The sequence below is a fragment of the Acinetobacter gyllenbergii CIP 110306 = MTCC 11365 genome, assembly GCF_000413855.1.
In the GTDB taxonomy this organism is placed as follows: Bacteria; Pseudomonadota; Gammaproteobacteria; order Pseudomonadales; family Moraxellaceae; genus Acinetobacter; species Acinetobacter gyllenbergii.
Genome location: NZ_ATGG01000025.1, coordinates 64,728 through 83,709, shown reverse-complemented (window position 1 = coordinate 83,709; position 18,982 = coordinate 64,728). Strand labels below are relative to the sequence as shown.

Below are 18,982 nucleotides of genomic sequence, written 5' to 3'. Positions count from 1 at the left end.
AAGAATGATGCAACAATTAAGTGACTTACAGTTTTTACAATATTTTATCAGCGATGCGCTATACCCGCGTTGCAATCAAGATGATCAGCCATTAAAAGATTTTTATAGCCAGCATTGGCAACGTTTTGCGGAACTTTCGGTAAAAGCCGATAAGATTTTGAATCAAGAAGAATTGATCCAGTTATATAGCGTTGTTCTACACCTCAAATGTTCGATAAAATTAAAAGCTCAAAATTATTCGATTTTTATTGAAGCCTATCGGCAATATTTAAGCGATTTCGGGTCGGTATTGAATGTATACGATGTGAGAGAGCCTTTATTTCTTTACGGATTCGATCAATTTAATCCTCTTGCTCAAGGCCACTCGTTTGAGCAATATGAAAAACTCAGAAAACTGTATACCCGTATAGAGAGCTATACCTCTATCCGTGGTCATTTAAAAAAAATGGACTTTTTTAAACAACAACAAGGATTCGCCGAGTACGCCTTGCAATGCTTAGAGCATATGAGCCAGTACGATTTCTATTGTGAAGACAATCAGTTGGTACTGGGTTTAAAAATTCGTGCAATGGCATTATTGGCTTTGTTTAACCCACAGTATCAAGCTATTTTTCTAGAAAAATTTTTACACGGTGATTATGCTGTCTTCGGGCCTGATAACTTTAGAATTCTTTGTTTATACTGCGAAAAAATGCTGCAACAATATGGTGATGATATTTTCACTGCTGATGCCTTTCCATATGTACAGCAACTGATCGAATTGGAAAATGTGAAACGGCGGGCAAGCGAAACTTTTATTTGGAAAACGAAACTTGGGCTGGATTTACCTTTAAAGGATTGGGGTGTCAGTATTTGGATTGACCTTAAACACAATCATGGCTATGTTTTTCTGGAGCTACAAGATGATAGTGCGTTTAACTGGCATGTAAAATTATTTGTAAGCCCATTAAATCAAAGTTATTCGCAACACCATTTTAGTGATTCTTATCAGAATGAATTAGAAATGCCTGCTTTTTCTGAATATGGGGTATTTGGCTTTCCAGAATGGTTGAAAACACTGAAACAAGATTATCAGTTTGATTGGGAAAGTGTAAAAATCAGTGGTCTAAAGAAAAGAGCAGACAAGCAGAAACTAATGCAATGGCTAGTCTCTCCCTTTCAGCATGAAAATTGACGGATGAACACTTGAAAAGCGATGGGTTTGCCAACATCATCCAAATATTACTTATGATTAAAGTCGACTTGTGAACCCAAACGCTCGAGAACACATTGAAAAAATACTGGCGCATATGACTCAGTTACCTGGCGTTTATAAAATGCTGGGTAAAGATGGGGAGTTATTGTATGTCGGTAAAGCCAAAAATCTAAAGAATCGTGTGTCGAGCTATTTTGTAAAAACCATTGAGCATCCGAAGACACAGGCCTTAGTTGCCCGTATTTATGATATTGAAAGCTTGGTGGTGCGTTCCGAAACCGAAGCTTTATTGCTTGAGCAAAACCTGATTAAGCTGCATCGCCCGCCTTATAACATTATGTTGCGGGATGATAAATCCTACGTTTATATTTTTGTCTCATCAGACAAACCCTATCCGCGGATTGCCAGTGGACGGGGCAAAGGCAAGCATCAAATTGGTAAATTTTTTGGGCCTTACCCAAGTGCTTATAGCGCGCGGGATACGTTATTGGTGTTACAGAAACTGTTTAATGTACGCCAATGCGAAAACAGCTATTTTTCACAGCGTAAGCGTCCTTGTTTGCAATACCAAATTAAACGTTGTACAGCACCTTGTGTGGGACTGATTAGCCCAGCCGACTATAAAGAAGATGTCGATAACTCCATTCGTTTTTTGCAAGGCGATACCAAAGAGCTGAATCAAGAGCTGATCGGGAAAATGGAGCAGGCAGCAGAAGCACTGGAATTCGAGAAGGCGGTGTTTTATCGCGATCGGCTTGGCTTATTACGTGAAGTACAGGCTCAGCAAGCGGTGTTTAAAATCAAAGGTGAGGCAGATATTCTGGCAATTGCCTACCAAGCAGGGGTGACCTGCGTCCAGATTATGTATGTGCGTAATGGACGGATGCTGGGAGGAAAAAGCTATTTCCCAGATATGTTGGGCGATGATTTGGGGCAAATGCTTAGTGATTTCATGGCCAATTTTTATTTCCAAGTGGCAGATGAAGTACCGACAGAACTCATTGTCAATGTTGATGTACCAGATCGGCAGCAGTTAGAAGATGGCTTGCAGCAGACCTTTAATAAAAAAGTACAGATTAAACACAAAGTACGAGAGACCCGTGCTGAATGGTTAGAGCTGGCGCAGATGAATGTGCAACACGCAATTAAAGGCAAACTCAGTAATCATCTAGAACTGAATGAACGTTTCCATCAACTTGAACAGGTGGTAGGACGTCCAGTTGATCGGATTGAATGCTTTGATATTAGTCATACCATGGGCGAAGCGCCAATTGCATCCTGTGTCGTGTTTGATCAGGGCGGGGCAAGAAAGCGTGATTATCGCCAATTTGCGATTCAGGATATTACTGGGGGGGATGACTATGCTGCGATGCGTCAAGCACTCATCCGCCGCTATAAAAAGAATATGTTGCCAGATTTATTGCTGATTGATGGTGGCAAAGGACAACTGCATATGGCGATGGAAGTGATGCAGGAACTTGAACTGGATGCCTTTATGATTGGGGTATCTAAAGGGGAAGGACGTAAACCTGGACTAGAGACACTGCATTTTACCGATGGCACCAAGATTCAATTGCCAGAAGATCATAAAGCCTTACATTTGATTCAGCAGGTTCGTGATGAGGCACATCGTTTTGCCATTACCAAACATCGTGCCAAGCGTGATAAACGCCGTAGTAGTTCGGTTCTGGAGGCTATTCCAGGCTTGGGGCCGAAACGCCGTCGTGATTTATTGACCCATTTTGGCGGTATACAAGGGGTATTAAAGGCATCGGAAAATGAGCTGACCTTGGTTCCGGGGCTGGGTGAGGTTCTGGCCAGAACCATTTATAAAATTTTGCATGAATAATTTGACCGATTGACATAATCTTCCCAATATTGCCGTGTAAACGATCATTCACAAATGCTTAAAAACGTTCAAAGATAGTGGGTTTCGATGATGAAGGAAAAATGATGGCCTTGCTTCCGCTCTATCAACAGGTTGAACAACAAGAATGGATTGATATTCCATCCGGTTGGTTACAGGGCCGTACCGTATTTGGTGGTTTGATTGCAGGATTGCTGATTCAGAAAGCACTCAGTGTGGTACAAGATGCAGCAAAGCAACTGTTAAGCTGTAATGTCACTTTTGTTGGCCCAGTACAGCAAGGCCAAGCGCGACTGAGTGCTGAGGTATTAAGGGAAGGAAAATCTGTCACGACGCTGGAAGTCCGACTTTGGCAGGATGATGCTGTTCAAAGTATCTTAATTGCCAGTTTTGGCACGCAGCGAGATTCCCGTATTCATGTGCAAAACTTGCCACAAGTGCCAGATTATCCAAGCCCTGAGCAATTGGATAAGACCTTTTACCTTGAAGGGTTAATGCCTGAATGTTTGCAGCATTTTGAACTATGTTGGGCCGAAGGAAGTTATCCAATGGCGGGCAGTAAAGTGCCAGACTTTGGGGGCTGGGGCCGTTTTGCGCCAAATCTGCATTCAAATCGTGAGATGCAATTGGCTGACCTATTTGCCTTGATGGATGTCTGGCCACCTGGGGTATTGCCGATGTTTAAGACCCCTGCACCAGCCAGCTCATTGACTTGGCAAATTACCTATTTGCAACCGATTACGGGTCAAATTCAGAATTGGTTGAAATATAAAGTGGTGACTGAATATGCAGAACATGGCTATTCAACCGAATATGCCTATGTATGGGATGCTGAAAACCGTTTAATTGCGGTGCTTAGACAGACAGTTGCTGTTTTTGCCTAGTCGACACTGCGATACATTTCGTATAAAGTTGCCTACACGTGGATACAATCTCGGCACATCCTTTGTGCGACATGCATATTTGATGCGAACAACATGGCGGTGTTTATGAGTACAGGGCAAATCCTGAACATTCCAAATATTTTAACTTTGGCACGTATAGCCCTCATTCCAGTATTTTTGGCGATTGCATATTGGCCGCCAGCGATTGGAATTGCTGAGCATCATGGGGGAATGATGCGCCATATGGTGCTGACTGCAATTTTTGTACTTGCAGCAGTGACCGATTGGTTCGATGGCTATTTGGCAAGAACATTGAATCAAACCTCTGCTTTTGGGCGGTTTCTAGATCCAGTGGCAGATAAATTAATGGTTGCAGCTGCATTAATTGTATTGGTGCAATGGCAACCGACCATTTCAATGGCCTTTGCCGCGATTGTGATTATTTCGCGTGAAATTACAGTTTCTGCACTTCGTGAGTGGATGGCCGAATTAGGTGCGCGTACCAGTGTTGCGGTGTCAACCGTTGGTAAATATAAAACCGCTTTTCAAATGATTGCGATCAGCGTGTTCTTATTGAACTGGAAACCGCTAGAAATCTGGGCTTATGCTTTGCTGTATGCAGCCGTGATACTAACGCTTTGGTCGATGTTTATTTATATGAAAGCTGCGTGGCCTTATTTGAAACAGCCTTAGAATTTCAGTCATCATATATTTTATTCAAATTTAAATAAAAAGATTAGAAAATAACAGCACTCACAAGGGCCGATTGAGCAGTGTGAGTGCTTAAAACGATAAGTTGGGAACACACATCAATGTCATCAATATTGTATTTATCAGATCAAGCCTTACATCAATTGCACGACCAAAAAGTTCAAACAGTTGACTGTCATGCAGTGAGCCAGTACAAGAAAAACTTACAAGAGATCAAGCAACGCAAGCAGTGGAAAACCTCGGGTACGGGGGCACAATTCATGGGCGTCGCGAATCATAGTGAGCAAGATGAGTTGGCGCATGTTTATCCTGTTGACGCGGTATTGATGGATGAACAGCATTTGATTTATGCCGCGCAATTGCAGGATGGTTGTGCGATTTATATCAAATCACTCCTAGATCCGCAGCAACCTGAAGCGTTGGTATTAAGAAATAACGAGTTCATTATTCATCATATGGATTATGATGCACAGCATAAAAGGCTGATTTTATCAGCCAGTCAAGGCTATGCTTTTGAGCAACATCTATGTGTATTAGGCTTGGATTCCAATCGGATTCAATATATTACAGAAGGCGATTGTCAGGATCAGCATCCATGTTTTGATCCACAAAACCCAGATCTTATTTATTATGATAGCTGTGGCTTTGCTTATGACCAACAAGGGGGAGTTAGCATTGGCCCGAAAGAAATTTGTCGTTTAAATCTGAAAACCGGCGAACTTGAAACACTATTTTCTGATCCTGCCTATGATTTCTACAAACCACAAATGGATGGTACTGGGCAGTTATATTTTCTTAAACGGCCCTATAAAAATAAGTATGCAAATGGCAACTCACTCAAAGATATCGTATTAGCGCCCTTTAAAATTATTCGCGCCGTGTTTGGTTGGTTGGATTTCTTTACACAACGGTATACAGGCGAATCATTGAAATCAACCTCTGGCAGTAATCCTGCGAAGTCGAGACAAAAGTCTGAAGAAGAACTTTTTGTGGAAGGCAACTTAATTAAGGCGCAAAAGACCTTGCAGCAGAATCAAAGTGCCGGGGAAAAATTTGCAGGTGTCATTCCGCGGAGTTGGGAACTGATTCAATGTTCACAGACGGGAGAGCAACAAGTACTCAAGCGGGGGGTGCTGGGCTATGCGTTGAATACTGAGGGTTCAGTTCTTTATTCGAATGGAAAGCACTTGGTGTCTATCGCTGCTGATCAGACTGAGCAAATGTTAGTAGAAGCCAAGTTAATCCAAAAAATCATGTGTTGATATATTTTTAACTGTAAAAGCCTTCTATTTAGAGGGCTTTTTTATTGTTTGATGAATGACCAGACAAGAAAAAAGCCCATACAACGATGAGCTTAGTTCTCTGAGGAAAGTCATGCTCTTTTGGGAGAGTATGCTGAAGAACATAATCATCATATGAGAATTTATTGATATTTACAACCGTGTAAAATGTAAATGTTTTTTAATATTCTCAAATCGGGTTGCCTTGGCTTTCAGGCAGTGTTGCAAATTTATGTTCAATTTGAGTCGCATTATTTTGCAAGATTTCAATTAATTTTTGAATGTTGATGAAGTCAAAACGATTCTTTGATGCCACTAATGTGAGCGCAATTGGCGCTTCTTTGTTGGAGAAGCGGATCGGTACAGACAAACTGCAAAGTTGAGGGTCGATTTCACCTTGGGATAAGTAGAATCCTTGTTTTTTGATTTTGCGCATCTGTTGGATGAATTCATCCTGCGTTTGTGCAAATCCGACTTGTGCCAATTCTTTTGAAAACTGCTGATAATAGGCTTGAATACGCTGCTTGCTTAAGTGTGCAATGACAATTTTAGGTGAAGCACCGACATAAACAGGTCGTGGGCAACCTCGACCAAAAGAGAGTAATTCAGCATCTTTAAAGGTCTCATGATGTAGGTCGATACAATAATCATGATTTAAATAGGTTAATAAGCAGCACAGTTCAGTGCGTTCCACGATATCGCGCATAAAGGGGATGCTGATTTGAATCAGGGGGTCAGTGCTGTGGGAAATATAATCTAAAACCGCAATTTTAGAGCCAAGCGTATAGTCACCCGATGTGCCACTAATCCGTTTTAAGATGTCCGTCGAAACCAGTTCTTTGAGATAACGATAGGCGGTAGGTTTGGATAGCGCAAGCTCATCACAAATGATATCGACATTGATAATCGGACGTGAAACTGAAAATAAATCCAGCACAGTAAGAATTTTACCAAAACTCGAAATGGCCATGATGGGACGCCTACTCCTTACAAAATAACGTGAAAACCGAACTTTTATTGCTTTATAACAGAAAAGCGAAAGGTCGTGTATGTACTTTTAAATCTGATCATCCAAGATCAATCGTTTAGGGTGAATACTGAGAAAAATGATAAATTTTATAGCGATTATTTTAGATAAAAATGAAAAATTATCAAATGGTGATAATTTATATTGACTAATTTACTCGATTTTGAAAAAATAAGCTACGCAATGTCTTATGTGGATAATTATTTTTAGGAGAAAACACCTAAAAATACGAAGTATTGCAGATCACTCCTTATATCCAGTTTCACTCATCGTATTTGCCCTGATTTGAATGCTTTCAAATCAGTCTGGACAGCTTGTCACTTTTTTAGTGATGGCATGCGTGATTAAACTGATGCTGAACTGAGACCTACTCATGCTATTTAAACAGTTGTTGGCTTTTAGACCGAGTCGACTTGACCTGATCTTTGCGTGCAAAACATTTGTAGCAGGTATGCTGGCACTGTTTATTTCGTTTGAATTGGATTTGATTAATCCGATGTGGTCGATTGGTACCGTATTGATTATTGCCAGCCCTTATTCGGGTATGGTGTCTTCAAAATGTGTCTATCGCTTGGTGGGAACAGTCGCAGGAGCAATCATTGCTTTGTTGCTGACCCCTCATTTTATTAATACACCGTGGTTATTTACCATTATTTTATCTTTATGGGTAGGTTTTGCTTTATATGTCTCATTGCTAGATCGTACGGCAAGGAGTTATGTCTTTATGTTGGCGGGTTATTCCACTGCGATGATCGTTTACAACGCCATTACCTATATCGATACCTATAATATTTTTGATATTGCTTTGGCCCGTGTGCTTGAGATTTCTGTGGGTGTAATTTCAACTGCTGTGGTTTCTGCAACCTTCTTTCCTGTGCATGTTGGGGCAATGATCAAACAACGGGTTAATAAAACCTTGAATGATCTGGAAAGTACCTTTGAAAAGTTGATTACCGTTCAAGATAGTCCTGAAAACTATACTCAGATTTTGTCTGTGATTACCCGTGATACGGCAGATATTCATGCCTTGGCAGTGCATTTGGCTTATGAGAAAGGCGAGCTCAAGGGCATGACCAAAACCTTGCAGGAAATGCTGCATCAGGTGTCATTGGTGGTGGCCAATCTGGTGGCCTTATCGCAACGGGTGAAACAATTGGAACAAATGCAACTAAGTAATCTTCGGCCGCATTTAAATCGCATTCGTCAAGATACCTTGGCTTTTTTAAAGCAAGAGCGCATTGTTCAACCCAGCGATTTGCAAAGCTTGCCTCTAAGATTTGAAGAAGATTTTGCTGAGCTGATTGGGCAAGCCACAGCCGAACAACAAATTGTATTGGGTGCTTTGAAGATGGATGTTCGTCATTTTATTGCCAATATGTTGGCGGTGAAATTGATTTGGCAGCAAATTCAGCAAGGCAATAAAGAGATTCCAACTGAAATTACCGCAATCACCACTAAATATCCGAGTTTGCATCGGGATCATGGTATCGCTGTTCGTGGTGGAATCAGTGCGGTGTTAATTACCTTTATTGTGACCGCGGCTTGGATTCTTTCAGGCTGGAAAGCTGGCTTTATGATGGCGCAAATGGGCGCAATTACCGCCTGTATCTTAACGGCTTTGGATAATCCAGTACCTGTATTACGTATTTTTATCTGGGGCAGTATTGTCTCGGCAGGTCTAGTCTTTATCTATGCTTTCGGGATCTTTCCGCATGTGACGCATTTCTGGCAATTGGCCTTGGTGTTATTTCCTGTCTTTCTGGTTGCAGTCACCATGATGGCCAATCAAATGTTGATGCCAGTGGGGATGGTATTGGGGATTAATACTATGATGGGTTTAAATCTGCATAACAAATATACCATGGATGCAGTTTCTTATCTGGACAGTTCTTTTGCGATGGTCTTGGGCGTATTGGTGTCATTGATTGTGATTGATTTGGTACGTGCAGTTTCACCTGATACCAGTGCAACCCGAATCCTCGCTTTGCATTATCAGGCGATGCGCCAAGCCTTACATTTGTCTTATGGCAGTGATTTTAAAATTCATTTACGTAGTATGTTGGACCGTGTCGGGGTGTTAAATACCAAGATGGTGCAGAACCCTGAAGTGAAAACAGCGATTCAAAATGCATTGGTTGAAAGTAGTTCAATTGTTGATTTGGTTCGTTTACAGGAAATTAGTCAGAAATTACCGCAATTACAGCAACTACAACATGAATTGGGACAGTTACAGCAACAGCTTGCAGCCTATTTTCAGGCGCAGGAAAAGCAACTGTCCATTCATCATTTTCCAACACAAATTGTGCAACAAATTAAAGCTTTGCAAGACATCTCCCAACAGATTGAAGATGTGCAGTTACGGCAGCGGTTGTGCATTTCACTGAATAATATTTGTGAAAGCATTGGGCATGTCTCTATACAAGAGATAGATGCAAATAGATCTGGTTTAGGGGTATCTCATGGGTGAAATGAATCTGTATGGGATTTATATCCCAATCCTTTTGGTACAAGCCATTATTGCCTATGTGCTGTTTAAGTTGCTCAGTCCCTTGATTGATCGCTTAGTCATCAAAGGCTGGATTGCGCTACCCAGCATTTTTAACCTGTGTTTTTACTTGGGACTGATGTTGCTGGTGCATTGCCTCTTTGTTTGGCTATGGGGCTGAGGTCTAGGGCAAGATGCTGATGCTGAAATTTAATAATGTAAAGAAATGTGGTCGAGGTCATAAACATGAATGCATTTGATGTGCGAAAAGTCATACGTCCTATGGTATTGCTGGTTGCGGTTTTGATTGCCGTTTATACCATTGTGCATTTATGGAATTACTACAATGCTGCACCATGGACACGCGATGGACGCATCCGAGGCGATGTGATTCAAGTTGCTTCCGATGTTAATGGTTTGGTGACAGAGGTTTTGGTGCAAGACAACCAAACTGTGAAGAAAGGGCAGGTGTTGTTCAAGATTGATGTCGCGCGTCAAGCCTTGGATGTTGAGCAAGCCAAATCTGATCTTGCTAAAGCCAAAGCTGGTTTGGCACAAGCGCATGCCAATTTGGCAGGTTCAAAAGCGAGTTTGGTGAAAACTGAAGCCAATATGAAGTTGGCTGAGAAAAATGCAGCGCGTTATGCCAGTCTGATGGATGGTGCAATTTCTAAGCAAGAGCAAGATCAAGTCTTTGCGACCCGTGATCAAGCTGTTGCTGAGCGTGAGCAGCTCACCGCCAGTATTGAGCAAGCCAATGCCGCCATTCAACAACAGCAAGCTTTAATTGATGTAGCGACCAGTAATCTGCATTTGGCTGAGTTAAATTTGAATCGTTCTGAAGTGGTTGCACCTGCGGATGGAACTTTATCGAATTTTGATTTGCGGGTTGGTAATTATGTGAAGGTGGGGCAAGCGGTTGCTGCTTTATTAGACCGTCATCAGCTCTATGTGGTGGGTTATTTTGAAGAAACTAAACTGAACCGTATTCATGTCGGTGATGCAGCAACTGTCCAGTTGATGGGAGATAAACAGCGCATTCGAGGCCATGTACAAGGTATCGCAACGGGGATTGAAGATCGTGAGCGTTCTGGGAGCTCGAATCTATTGGCCAATGTGAATCCAACCTTTAGTTGGGTGCGTTTGGCGCAACGTGTGCCTGTGAAAATTGTACTGGATGAGCAACCGCAAAATCCATTGGCCTTTGTTTCTGGACGTACGGCTACCGTAAGAATTATTGAAAAATGATGCTACTAGGCGGCACGGATGCCGCAATACTGAAAAATTGTCATGAGATTGAGTTAAGGTGTAATCCCTGCAGGATCACGATACCAACTCTGAATTAATAATCCTGCTGCAAAGCTATCTGCCGATAAGCGTTTTGCCTGTCCTTTGCTTTGATAAGACTCGAGTTCTTCTCTGGCTTCACGTGTAGTCAAACGTTCATCCACCATCCAGGTTTCAATATTGGTTTGATGACGTAAACGACGGGCGAATTTTCTTGCCCGAGCAGAGAGCTCAGATTCACTATCATCCATATTCAGCGGTAAACCTACAATAAATAGATTCGGTTGCCATTCTTTGACAATCTTTAATAATTTATCCCAGTCTGGAATACCTTCTTTCATCGGGAATAATGGCAGGGGCGTACTACTTTCAATACTGGATTGGCCGATAGCCATCCCCATTTTTTGGGTGCCAAAATCAAAAGCCATAATCGATTGAGCGTTTTGCATATCAGGCATGGCCAATCTCAGAAGCAAACCAAGTCCGGTCAACCCCAATCTTTTTGTAAGCAGCATCCCAACGATCGTGATAAGGCAGATTAAAAATCAAATCCATATCTGATTCACAGATCAGCCAATCACCACGTGCAATCTCTTCTTCGAGTTGGTTCTTGCTCCAACTGGCATAGCCCAAGGCGATTTGATAACGTCCGACACCTTCGTTATGCGCAATTGCATCCAAGATATCTTTACTGGTGGTGATACAGACATTTTCACCGACTGCAATGGATGAATGCCAAGTCGGTTGACCTGTATGCAATACAAAGCCTGCTTCTGGACGTAATGGACCACCTTGCAACACTGCATGGGGGTGGACATTGTCGGCATCAATTTCTAAATCATTGAGTAATTCTTTGATTTGTAAATCTGAAGGTCGGTTGATAATAATGCCTTGAGCACCATCTTCGTCATGGCGAGCAATATAGATGACTGTATTGGCAAAAAAGTCATCTGCCATGTCTGGTGGAGCGATGAGACAACGGTGAGTTAAGTATTGTTTCGTCACCTAGGCGATTCTCCATCAATATATTGTGCTGATCTAGTTAGATAGGTTCTTTTTATCAACATACAAGAGTTAATCGGATTTCGCCAATCTTTTTCTGAAATTTTATCGCTTTAATTAGGCCGTTTGGAACTTAAGCTGACGCAGTTGCCGAGCATGCTGCAAAGTCGTTTCACTAATTTCGACCCCACCAGACATACGTGCTAATTCTAAAATGCGTTGTTCTTCATCCAGTTCGATGATGGTACTGCTGGCAGGATCGGTCTGCTGTTTTTTGACCAATAAATGTTGGTCTGATTGTCCTGCAACTTGGGCTTGGTGGGTAATACAGAGCAGTTGCACATGTTGAGCCAGATCGGCCAGTAATCGGCCTACCACTTCAGCAGTGCCACCACTGATGCCGACATCAATTTCATCGAACACCAAAACTTCAGATTCAGTTTTCTCGGCATTCATCACTTGCATTACCAGCGCAATACGGGATAACTCACCACCCGAGGCAACGCGTGCCAGGGGTTGCGGTGGAATGCCTTTATTGGCGGTAAATAATAGCTGAATAAAGCTCAGTCCTTCGGCATTGGGTTCCTGTGGCTCAAATTTAAACTCAAAATGTGCTTCAGGGAGGGCCAGTGGTTTGACTTGCTCGGTTAGTTGTTTTGCCAAAGGTATTGCGGCGGCACGACGGATGTCATCCAAGTGTTGTGCTGCTTGTAAAAAGGACTGATAGGAAACTTCAACTTGCTCAGCTAAGGTTTCGGGATCCTCCAACTGATGCAGTTGTTCTAATTCCTGCTGCCAAGTTTCATAGTCTTGCTTGAGTAATTCAGGTTGGGTGCGATGTTTACGTGCCAGACGATGGAACACTTCGAGGGTGGCATTCAGTTGTTCCATCCGTTCAGGATCAAAGCTTTGACGATCAATAAACTGACGTAAACTTGCAGTTGCATCATCAATCTCACTTTGCGCATTTAACAGTGAATTATAAATGTTGGCGAGTTGTTCGCTACGACCTGCATGAGATTCTAAGCGACGAATGATTGAGGCAACTTCTTGAGTGATATTTTGCTCGGCTTCATCCAAGACATTTAGACTATAACTACAGTCTTGCATGATATGTTCATGATGACTGAGACGATCAAATTCTTGTTCTGTTTCGCGATAATCAGTTTGAACAACCTCTTCAAGCTCTTCTATTTGAGACTCTAAGCGTTGTATTTTTTGAATGCGTGTCGCCTGTGCATCCAGGGCGGCTTGATGTTGGCGAATATTTCGTTGCCATGTGCTATAAGCATCGCGTACTGCTTGCGAAGGTTCGGCAAAATTATGATAACGATCCAGCCAATGCTTAGGGTAAGGCGGTTCGAGTAATTGTTGCTGACTGTGTTGGCTATACAGTTGAACCAGTAAGCGGCCAATTTCTTTGAGTTCGGCCAAGCTGCTTGGGCGGCCATTGATCCATGCCTTACTGCGACCTGTTGCAAAAATCACACGTCTTAAATGGATTTCACCTGAATCATCATCCAGTTCATGTTCAGTCAGCCAGTGCGCTTCAGCACTTTCGGTTTGATAACTAAACACGGCGGTGACATCGGCTTTATCTGCACCATAACGCACATAATTGGTATCGGTTCGTTCACCTAAGCAGGCAGAAAGCGCATCTAACAATAATGATTTGCCCGCGCCAGTTTCACCAGTCAGTACATTGAAGCCTTGTTCAATATCTAAAGCCAAATGGTCAGCGAGTGCAAAATTAATTAAAGTTAAATGGGTGAGCATAAACGCATCCAATGCACGGAATCTTTTGCTTAAAGATAGAGAAGTTTTAAAGTGACGACAAGAGCGGAATACAGGATTTTCCTGATTTACTGAGGAATTGCTGATAGTTTGTAAGCTTCAGAGAACATTTCGCTTTGTATTTCTTGATCGTGAATAGAAAACGGTTGGTGTAGTACTTAGGTAAGGTCTTGCGCCCGAACCTTACGAAGCGATGCTTCTTATGCTTTGTTAATCCTCGTAACTCGCAGCATATGAGCCATATATGGCGCAAGGTCTTGCGCTCAGGCAAAGTTTCACTTTGCTTTTCCTCGCCACTCACAGCATAGCTGCTCGACTTGCGCCCAGACAAAGCGTTGGGTTGCTCCTTTACTCACAGCAAAGCTGTTCGTCTTGCGCCCAGACAAAGCGTTGCTTTGTTAATCTGGGCTCAGGTATGAAAATTGCTATGTTTAGCCTAGAAAATGGATTGATTAGTTGTCACGGCACAATTAAACTACGTCCAGCATAACCTAATATAAATGCGGCATTATTTGGAGAGTACGCATGAGTTCAGTGCAATTTGATCATGTAACGGTCATTAAGAAATCGAATGTGTATTTTGGTGGGGCATGTATTAGCCATACAGTACAATTTGAAGATGGTACAAAAAAGACTTTAGGGGTTATTTTACCTACTGAACAGCCTTTAACTTTCGAAACACATGTTCCAGAGCGTATGGAAATTATTTCTGGTGAATGTCGCGTCAAAATTGCAGATAGCACTGAAAGTGAATTATTCCGTGCGGGTCAATCTTTCTATGTGCCTGGAAATAGTACCTTTCATATTGAAGCAGATGAAGTCCTAGATTATGTCTGCCATTTAGAAGGCTAACTTATTCTGGTCCAAATCGAGTACACTAGATTTAATGGAAATCCTGTAAAAGTCATTTTGCAGGATTTTTTATTAAATTCCCTTGCGGAGCTATAACAGCTCCTCACCTGTAAAGTTCCTTTGCAGGATTTTTATTTTTTAAAATCCCCCTAATTCTCCTTCTTTATATCTGAGGGAATACAGCAAGAGGTCGTTCATGGCAAAACCTGAATATTATTATGGCGTTCATTCAGTGGAGTCATTGTTGGAGTTAGAGCCTGAACGCGTTTTGACTTTATTTACCTTGAAAGGACGCGATGATCAGCGTTTGCAGAAAATTTTGCAGCTTGCTGAACCGTTTGGGATTAGTGTTCAAAAAGCCAGCCGTGACAGCTTGGAAAAGCTTGCAGGATTACCCTTCCATCAAGGAGTCGTGGCTGCCGTACGCCCACATCCGACTCTCAATGAAAAAGATTTAGATGAATTGATGCAGCAATCGCCAGATGCATTGTTGTTGGCACTTGATCAGGTCACAGACCCGCATAATCTGGGTGCATGTATTCGTACTGCGGCTGCGATGGGCGTTCAAGCTGTGATTGTACCGCGTGATCGTTCTGCGAGTTTAACTCCGACCGCACGCAAGGTGGCTGCTGGTGGCGCTGAAAAAGTCAAATTTATTCAGGTGACCAATCTTGCTCGAACACTTGCACATTTAAAAGACACCACCCATACACGTGTTATTGGAACCATGTTGGATGAGAAGGCTTTGCCGATTCATCAATGTGATTTCAATGGGCCTGTGGTGATTGTGATGGGTGCAGAAGATACGGGTTTAAGACCGATTACCCAGTCACAATGTGATCATACCGTTTATATTCCAATGTCTGGTGATTTACAAAGCTTGAATGTCAGCGTGGCAACAGGCATGGCATTGTATGAAGCTTGTCGTCAGCGTGGTGTATAATCTAATCCTCACGGTTCATGTGATTTAAAATGACGGCGCGTACGCAAGGCTATTTTTTTGTCTTTATAACCATGTGTATTTGGGGTGGATTTACCATTTTTTCCCGTCTCAATGCACATTGGCATGTCAGTGTCTGGGATCTGGTGGCAATGCGCTTTGCGATCGCTTCTTTGATTTTATTACCTGTCTTGATTTATAAAAAAGATTTTGCCTTCTTATGGCATCCACGGCCTGTGATTTTGGCGCTGATCGGTGGTCTGGTTTACTGTTTGACGGTCTATACTGCCTTTTTACATGCACCTGCGGCACACGCTGCTATTTTTCTCAATGGCTGTATACCTTTGTGTACTGCTGTAGCGGCCTATTTATTATTTAGGCAGCCTTTTGATAAACACACTTGGTTCAGTCTATTGATCATGATGGCTGCTTTGATGCTGATGAGCTATTTGATGCTGCATCAGCAAGCTTCGGCATTGGGTGTTGGAGATCTACTGCTTTTTATCAGTGCGATATGGTGGGGGATTTTCACGGTACTGTTAAAGCAGTGGAAGCTATCTGCGTGGCATGCAACCGCTGGCGTGGTGATTTGGTCTGCAATCATTTATTTACCGATTTATCTTTTATTTATTCCCAAGCATTTTCAAGATGCTGCACCGATCCATCTGCTGATTCAAGGGCTTTTTCATGGCATCTTGGTGGTGATCGTGGCTACTTTAAGCTATGTGGCAGCGATTGAGCGTTTGGGGGCATTTAAGACGGGGAGTATTGTGACCTTGGCACCGTTTATTGCCGCAGTGGTAGCAGTCCCTTTATTAAATGAGCCGCTCAATGCTGCAATAGTTTGTGGTTTGATTGGGATGGGAGTTGGTGCTTTGCAGCCATGGCGATGGCTACGTAAAGACAGCTTGAGCGTACAATTAGAAAAACAGAAACAAGGTTAAGCGCTGTGTTCTGCACGTTGTAAGTAGCTGAAATGCAGCGGTTTGAGCTGCTGGTGCAAATGTTCTAACAGACCATCATTCAGTACAATATCATTGGCTAATTGCTGTTTTTGAGCGCGAGACATTTGTGCTGCAATAATTTTTCGGATCTGCGCTTCGCTTTGCCCATCACGTTGGCTGGCACGTTCTAGTTGTGTTTGCTCATCAGCATCGACCAGTAAGGTATGTTGAACCAGTTCATGCTGATTAGTTTCAAACAGTAGGGGCGAAACCAAGATCACATATGGGCTTTTAGCGTGTTGTAGTTGCTGAACAATCGACTGACGGATGGCAGGGTGGGTAATTTTTTCTAAACGTTGGCGTGCTTCTGGAAATTGGAAGATATGTTCACGCAGGGCACGGCGATCAAGGTTGCCATCGGCTAATAATACCCAGTCACCAAAAGCCTCTTGGATCGACTTCAACGCGGGTTGGCCAGGTTCAACCACTTCTCGCGCTACCACATCAGCATCGACCACGGTAATACCTTGGGACTCAAACCATTGGGTCGCAGCAGATTTACCACTTCCAATACCACCTGTAATTCCCAAGATAAAACGCATATTAACCACCTAGATACACTTTCATAATTTGATCACCCCATAAAAAGGCAATCCAGCCTGCAATGGCGATATATGGACCAAATGCAAAAGGCTGATTTTCACCGCGCGCTTTTATCAAAATAATACCAATGATTGCACCCACTACAGAAGAGAGTAACACAATTAATGGTAGCATGAGGGGCCCCATCCAAGCGCCTAAGGCCGCAAGGAGTTTGAAGTCACCATAGCCCATCCCTTCTTTGCCTGTGATCAGTTTGAAAATGTAATACACAATCCACAAGCATAGAAAACCGATTAAATAACCCCAAATCGCAGCACTAGCTGTCGTATAGATCGCATAGCTATTTATTCCCAAACCTAAAGCCGCCAAAGGCAGTGTAAAGCGATCAGGCAGCAGTTGGGTATCAAAATCAATAAAGGTTAAGGCAATCAGTGTCCACGTGAGTAACAGGCCAAACAGCATTTGAAGGGTTGGGCCGAATACCGCAACCACAACCAGTGAGCAGAACATGGTGAGTAATTCAATCAGTGGATAACGGATACTGATCGGATTCTGGCAAGTCCCACATTTACCGCGAAGAGCTAACCAACTGAGCACTGGAATATTTTGATACCAGCGAATGCTTGAATTACATTTCGGGCAGGTTGAGGCTGGTTGGCTTAGGCTGAGTTTAGCCTGATCAATAATCGGCTGTTCAGGATGGAGTAGCATTTGGCATTCTTGTTGCCATTCCTGTTCCATCATCCGAGGTGTGCGAAAAATGACAACATTCAGGAAGCTGCCAATACATAAACTAAAAAGCCCAACTGCAAGATAAAGTGCAGTTGGGTTTTCAATAAAATAAGAGAGAAAAGATTGCATCAAAACACCAGATTATCCGACAACTGAGCCCATTTGGAAGATTGGTAAGTACATCGCAATGACCAGACCACCGACCAGTACCCCAAGAATCGCCATAATTAAAGGTTCCATCATCGAGGTTAAGCCATCGACCGCATTATCCACTTCATTTTCATAATGCGTTGCGACTTTATCCAGCATACTATCTAAAGCACCAGATTCCTCGCCAATCGCAACCATCTGAATTGCCATAGAGGGGAAGCGGTTTGAAACCCGCATCGCAAATTGCAGTTGTTGACCAGTTGCGACATCTTCACGAATTTTCATCACAGCTTCTTCATAAATAACGTTATTGGTTGCTCCAGCCGTTGATTCCAGAGCATCAATCAGCGGAACACCAGCTGCAAAGGTTGTGGCTAGGGTACGACTATAACGGGCAATAATCGCTTTGTAGACCAGATCCCCGAAAATAGGTGATTTGAGTACTATCCTGTCTAATAAATCACGGAATTTTTTGCTGCGTTTTTTTGCTTCGAGAAAGGCAGCGATGATCGCACCAATTACAATAATCAGAATAAACCAGTATTCTTGCATCCACTTCGACATATTGACCACCATCTTGGTAAATGCAGGTAGGTCTGCACCAAAAGAGCTAAATAGATCTTGGAAGACAGGAACCACTTTCACCATCAAAATAATCGTCACAATAACTGCGACTACGATCACTGAGATGGGGTATTTCATGGCCTTTTTAATTTTTTGCTTTAATAATTCGCTCTTTTCTTTATAAATTGCAACACGATCAAGCATGGTTTCAAGTGCACCAGACTGTTCACCAGATTCAACTAAAGAGCAAAATAGGTTGTCAAAATATTGTGGATATTTTTTGAGTGCGCCTGCAAAGGTATTACCCCCTTCGACTTCGCCTTTAATGCCCAGTACCACTTCACGCATGGATGGGTTTTCAAGTCCTTCAGCCACAATTTCAAAACCTTGAACCAAAGGTACGCCTGCTTTCATCATGGTCGCTAATTGGCGGGTGAAGATGGTGATATCCAGTGTGGTGACTTTTTTCTTCATCAAACCTTCAAGAATATTTTTACGCTTTTCTCGTATGTTCTTGATGGTTACGCCTTGTTTACGCAGGGTAACTTTAGCCAAAGCCATATTACGTGCTGGTAATTCCCCTTTAATTTTTGCCCCTTTCCGGTCGACCCCTTCATAAGCAAAAGTTGGCATCATTTGCGCTTTTTTAGCTGCCATGATTATTA

The 18,982-nt window shown here is 42.6% G+C and carries 18 protein-coding genes; 11 read left to right on the top strand and 7 right to left on the bottom strand.

From position 1 onward, the window contains the following. Window positions 1–4 precede the first annotated feature (4 nt). The 5 genes from F957_RS05385 (at window position 5) to F957_RS05405 (ending at window position 5,919) form a co-directional block, all read left to right on the top strand. Window positions 5–1,174: a hypothetical protein gene (locus tag F957_RS05385; RefSeq protein ID WP_228129652.1), complete on the top strand. Its 1,170-nt coding sequence runs from the start codon at window positions 5–7 to the stop codon at window positions 1,172–1,174. A gap of 70 nt (window positions 1,175–1,244) precedes the next feature. Continuing rightward, on the top strand, window positions 1,245–3,044 hold the full coding sequence (uvrC, locus tag F957_RS05390) for an excinuclease ABC subunit UvrC (protein ID WP_032861027.1): 1,800 nt from the start codon (window positions 1,245–1,247) through the stop codon (window positions 3,042–3,044). A 104-nt stretch (window positions 3,045–3,148) separates the two neighbouring features. Beyond that, complete coding sequence (locus F957_RS05395; protein WP_016542317.1) at window positions 3,149–3,946, top strand: thioesterase family protein; 798 nt, start codon at window positions 3,149–3,151, stop codon at window positions 3,944–3,946. Between the two features lie 105 nt (window positions 3,947–4,051). Continuing rightward, window positions 4,052–4,639 carry a CDP-diacylglycerol--glycerol-3-phosphate 3-phosphatidyltransferase gene (gene pgsA, locus F957_RS05400; RefSeq protein ID WP_010590272.1) on the top strand — a complete coding sequence of 196 codons (588 nt, stop codon included), beginning with the start codon at window positions 4,052–4,054 and terminating at the stop codon, window positions 4,637–4,639. A 119-nt stretch (window positions 4,640–4,758) separates the two neighbouring features. Beyond that, entirely contained in the window at window positions 4,759–5,919 is a 1,161-nt protein-coding gene (locus F957_RS05405) for a hypothetical protein (protein WP_016542318.1), read from the top strand. A gap of 208 nt (window positions 5,920–6,127) precedes the next feature. On the opposite strand, the gene F957_RS05410 is transcribed toward F957_RS05405, so the two are convergent. Further along, window positions 6,128–6,907: an IclR family transcriptional regulator gene (locus tag F957_RS05410; RefSeq protein ID WP_016542319.1), complete on the bottom strand. Its 780-nt coding sequence runs from the start codon at window positions 6,905–6,907 to the stop codon at window positions 6,128–6,130. A gap of 430 nt (window positions 6,908–7,337) precedes the next feature. On the opposite strand from F957_RS05410, the gene F957_RS05415 reads away from it, so the two are divergent. From F957_RS05415 to F957_RS05425, 3 genes are all read left to right on the top strand, one after another. Continuing rightward, window positions 7,338–9,431, top strand: a complete 2,094-nt coding sequence (locus F957_RS05415) for an FUSC family protein (RefSeq protein ID WP_016542320.1) — start codon at window positions 7,338–7,340, stop codon at window positions 9,429–9,431. Further along, window positions 9,424–9,630 (top strand): DUF1656 domain-containing protein, encoded by a 207-nt coding sequence (locus F957_RS05420; RefSeq protein WP_016542321.1) that lies wholly within the window; start codon window positions 9,424–9,426, stop codon window positions 9,628–9,630. The genes F957_RS05415 and F957_RS05420 overlap by 8 nt, the downstream gene beginning before the upstream one ends. A gap of 65 nt (window positions 9,631–9,695) precedes the next feature. Continuing rightward, window positions 9,696–10,697: an HlyD family secretion protein gene (locus F957_RS05425; protein WP_016542322.1), complete on the top strand. Its 1,002-nt coding sequence runs from the start codon at window positions 9,696–9,698 to the stop codon at window positions 10,695–10,697. A gap of 53 nt (window positions 10,698–10,750) precedes the next feature. Here the strand turns inward: F957_RS05425 and ruvX are convergent, their stop codons facing one another. From ruvX to recN, 3 genes are all read right to left on the bottom strand, one after another. Next, complete coding sequence (gene ruvX, locus F957_RS05430) at window positions 10,751–11,194, bottom strand: Holliday junction resolvase RuvX (RefSeq protein WP_016542323.1); 444 nt, start codon at window positions 11,192–11,194, stop codon at window positions 10,751–10,753. Further along, complete coding sequence (locus F957_RS05435) at window positions 11,187–11,741, bottom strand: YqgE/AlgH family protein (protein ID WP_004656229.1); 555 nt, start codon at window positions 11,739–11,741, stop codon at window positions 11,187–11,189. Before F957_RS05435 ends, ruvX begins: the two co-directional genes overlap by 8 nt. A gap of 114 nt (window positions 11,742–11,855) precedes the next feature. After that, the gene (recN, locus tag F957_RS05440; protein WP_016542324.1) at window positions 11,856–13,514 is read right to left on the bottom strand and encodes a DNA repair protein RecN; all 1,659 of its coding nucleotides are present in this window, start codon (window positions 13,512–13,514) and stop codon (window positions 11,856–11,858) included. Window positions 13,515–14,057: 543 nt separating this feature from the next. On the opposite strand from recN, the gene ppnP reads away from it, so the two are divergent. The 3 genes from ppnP to F957_RS05455 all read left to right on the top strand — a co-directional run bounded on the left by ppnP (window position 14,058) and on the right by F957_RS05455 (window position 16,268). After that, on the top strand, window positions 14,058–14,384 hold the full coding sequence (gene ppnP, locus F957_RS05445; protein WP_004656225.1) for a pyrimidine/purine nucleoside phosphorylase: 327 nt from the start codon (window positions 14,058–14,060) through the stop codon (window positions 14,382–14,384). Window positions 14,385–14,580: 196 nt separating this feature from the next. Beyond that, complete coding sequence (gene rlmB, locus F957_RS05450) at window positions 14,581–15,327, top strand: 23S rRNA (guanosine(2251)-2'-O)-methyltransferase RlmB (protein WP_004656224.1); 747 nt, start codon at window positions 14,581–14,583, stop codon at window positions 15,325–15,327. Between the two features lie 29 nt (window positions 15,328–15,356). Continuing rightward, window positions 15,357–16,268, top strand: a complete 912-nt coding sequence (locus F957_RS05455; protein ID WP_016542325.1) for a DMT family transporter — start codon at window positions 15,357–15,359, stop codon at window positions 16,266–16,268. Here F957_RS05455 and coaE read toward each other — a convergent pair. The 3 genes from coaE to F957_RS05470 are packed head-to-tail and all read right to left on the bottom strand — an operon-like array spanning window position 16,265 to window position 18,974. Next, window positions 16,265–16,870 (bottom strand): dephospho-CoA kinase, encoded by a 606-nt coding sequence (coaE, locus tag F957_RS05460; RefSeq protein WP_016542326.1) that lies wholly within the window; start codon window positions 16,868–16,870, stop codon window positions 16,265–16,267. The genes F957_RS05455 and coaE overlap by 4 nt on opposite strands. A gap of 1 nt (window position 16,871) precedes the next feature. Then, on the bottom strand, window positions 16,872–17,732 hold the full coding sequence (locus F957_RS05465; RefSeq protein ID WP_016542327.1) for a prepilin peptidase: 861 nt from the start codon (window positions 17,730–17,732) through the stop codon (window positions 16,872–16,874). Between the two features lie 12 nt (window positions 17,733–17,744). After that, the gene (locus F957_RS05470; RefSeq protein ID WP_016542328.1) at window positions 17,745–18,974 is read right to left on the bottom strand and encodes a type II secretion system F family protein; all 1,230 of its coding nucleotides are present in this window, start codon (window positions 18,972–18,974) and stop codon (window positions 17,745–17,747) included. Window positions 18,975–18,982: the final 8 nt, after the last annotated feature.

Excerpts from the sequence above, each read along its gene's own strand:
- F957_RS05385 (WP_228129652.1), top strand. The coding sequence starts at position 5 with ATGATGCAACAATTAAGTGACTTACAGTTTTTACAATATTTTATCAGC.
- F957_RS05395 (WP_016542317.1), top strand. The coding sequence starts at position 3,149 with ATGGCCTTGCTTCCGCTCTATCAACAGGTTGAACAACAAGAATGGATT.
- pgsA (WP_010590272.1), top strand. The coding sequence starts at position 4,052 with ATGAGTACAGGGCAAATCCTGAACATTCCAAATATTTTAACTTTGGCA.
- F957_RS05405 (WP_016542318.1), top strand. The coding sequence starts at position 4,759 with ATGTCATCAATATTGTATTTATCAGATCAAGCCTTACATCAATTGCAC.
- F957_RS05410 (WP_016542319.1), bottom strand. The coding sequence starts at position 6,907 with ATGGCCATTTCGAGTTTTGGTAAAATTCTTACTGTGCTGGATTTATTT.
- F957_RS05415 (WP_016542320.1), top strand. The coding sequence starts at position 7,338 with ATGCTATTTAAACAGTTGTTGGCTTTTAGACCGAGTCGACTTGACCTG.
- F957_RS05420 (WP_016542321.1), top strand. The coding sequence starts at position 9,424 with ATGGGTGAAATGAATCTGTATGGGATTTATATCCCAATCCTTTTGGTA.
- F957_RS05425 (WP_016542322.1), top strand. The coding sequence starts at position 9,696 with ATGAATGCATTTGATGTGCGAAAAGTCATACGTCCTATGGTATTGCTG.
- ruvX (WP_016542323.1), bottom strand. The coding sequence starts at position 11,194 with ATGCCTGATATGCAAAACGCTCAATCGATTATGGCTTTTGATTTTGGC.
- recN (WP_016542324.1), bottom strand. The coding sequence starts at position 13,514 with ATGCTCACCCATTTAACTTTAATTAATTTTGCACTCGCTGACCATTTG.
- ppnP (WP_004656225.1), top strand. The coding sequence starts at position 14,058 with ATGAGTTCAGTGCAATTTGATCATGTAACGGTCATTAAGAAATCGAAT.
- rlmB (WP_004656224.1), top strand. The coding sequence starts at position 14,581 with ATGGCAAAACCTGAATATTATTATGGCGTTCATTCAGTGGAGTCATTG.
- F957_RS05455 (WP_016542325.1), top strand. The coding sequence starts at position 15,357 with ATGACGGCGCGTACGCAAGGCTATTTTTTTGTCTTTATAACCATGTGT.
- coaE (WP_016542326.1), bottom strand. The coding sequence starts at position 16,870 with ATGCGTTTTATCTTGGGAATTACAGGTGGTATTGGAAGTGGTAAATCT.
- F957_RS05465 (WP_016542327.1), bottom strand. The coding sequence starts at position 17,732 with ATGCAATCTTTTCTCTCTTATTTTATTGAAAACCCAACTGCACTTTAT.
- F957_RS05470 (WP_016542328.1), bottom strand. The coding sequence starts at position 18,974 with ATGGCAGCTAAAAAAGCGCAAATGATGCCAACTTTTGCTTATGAAGGG.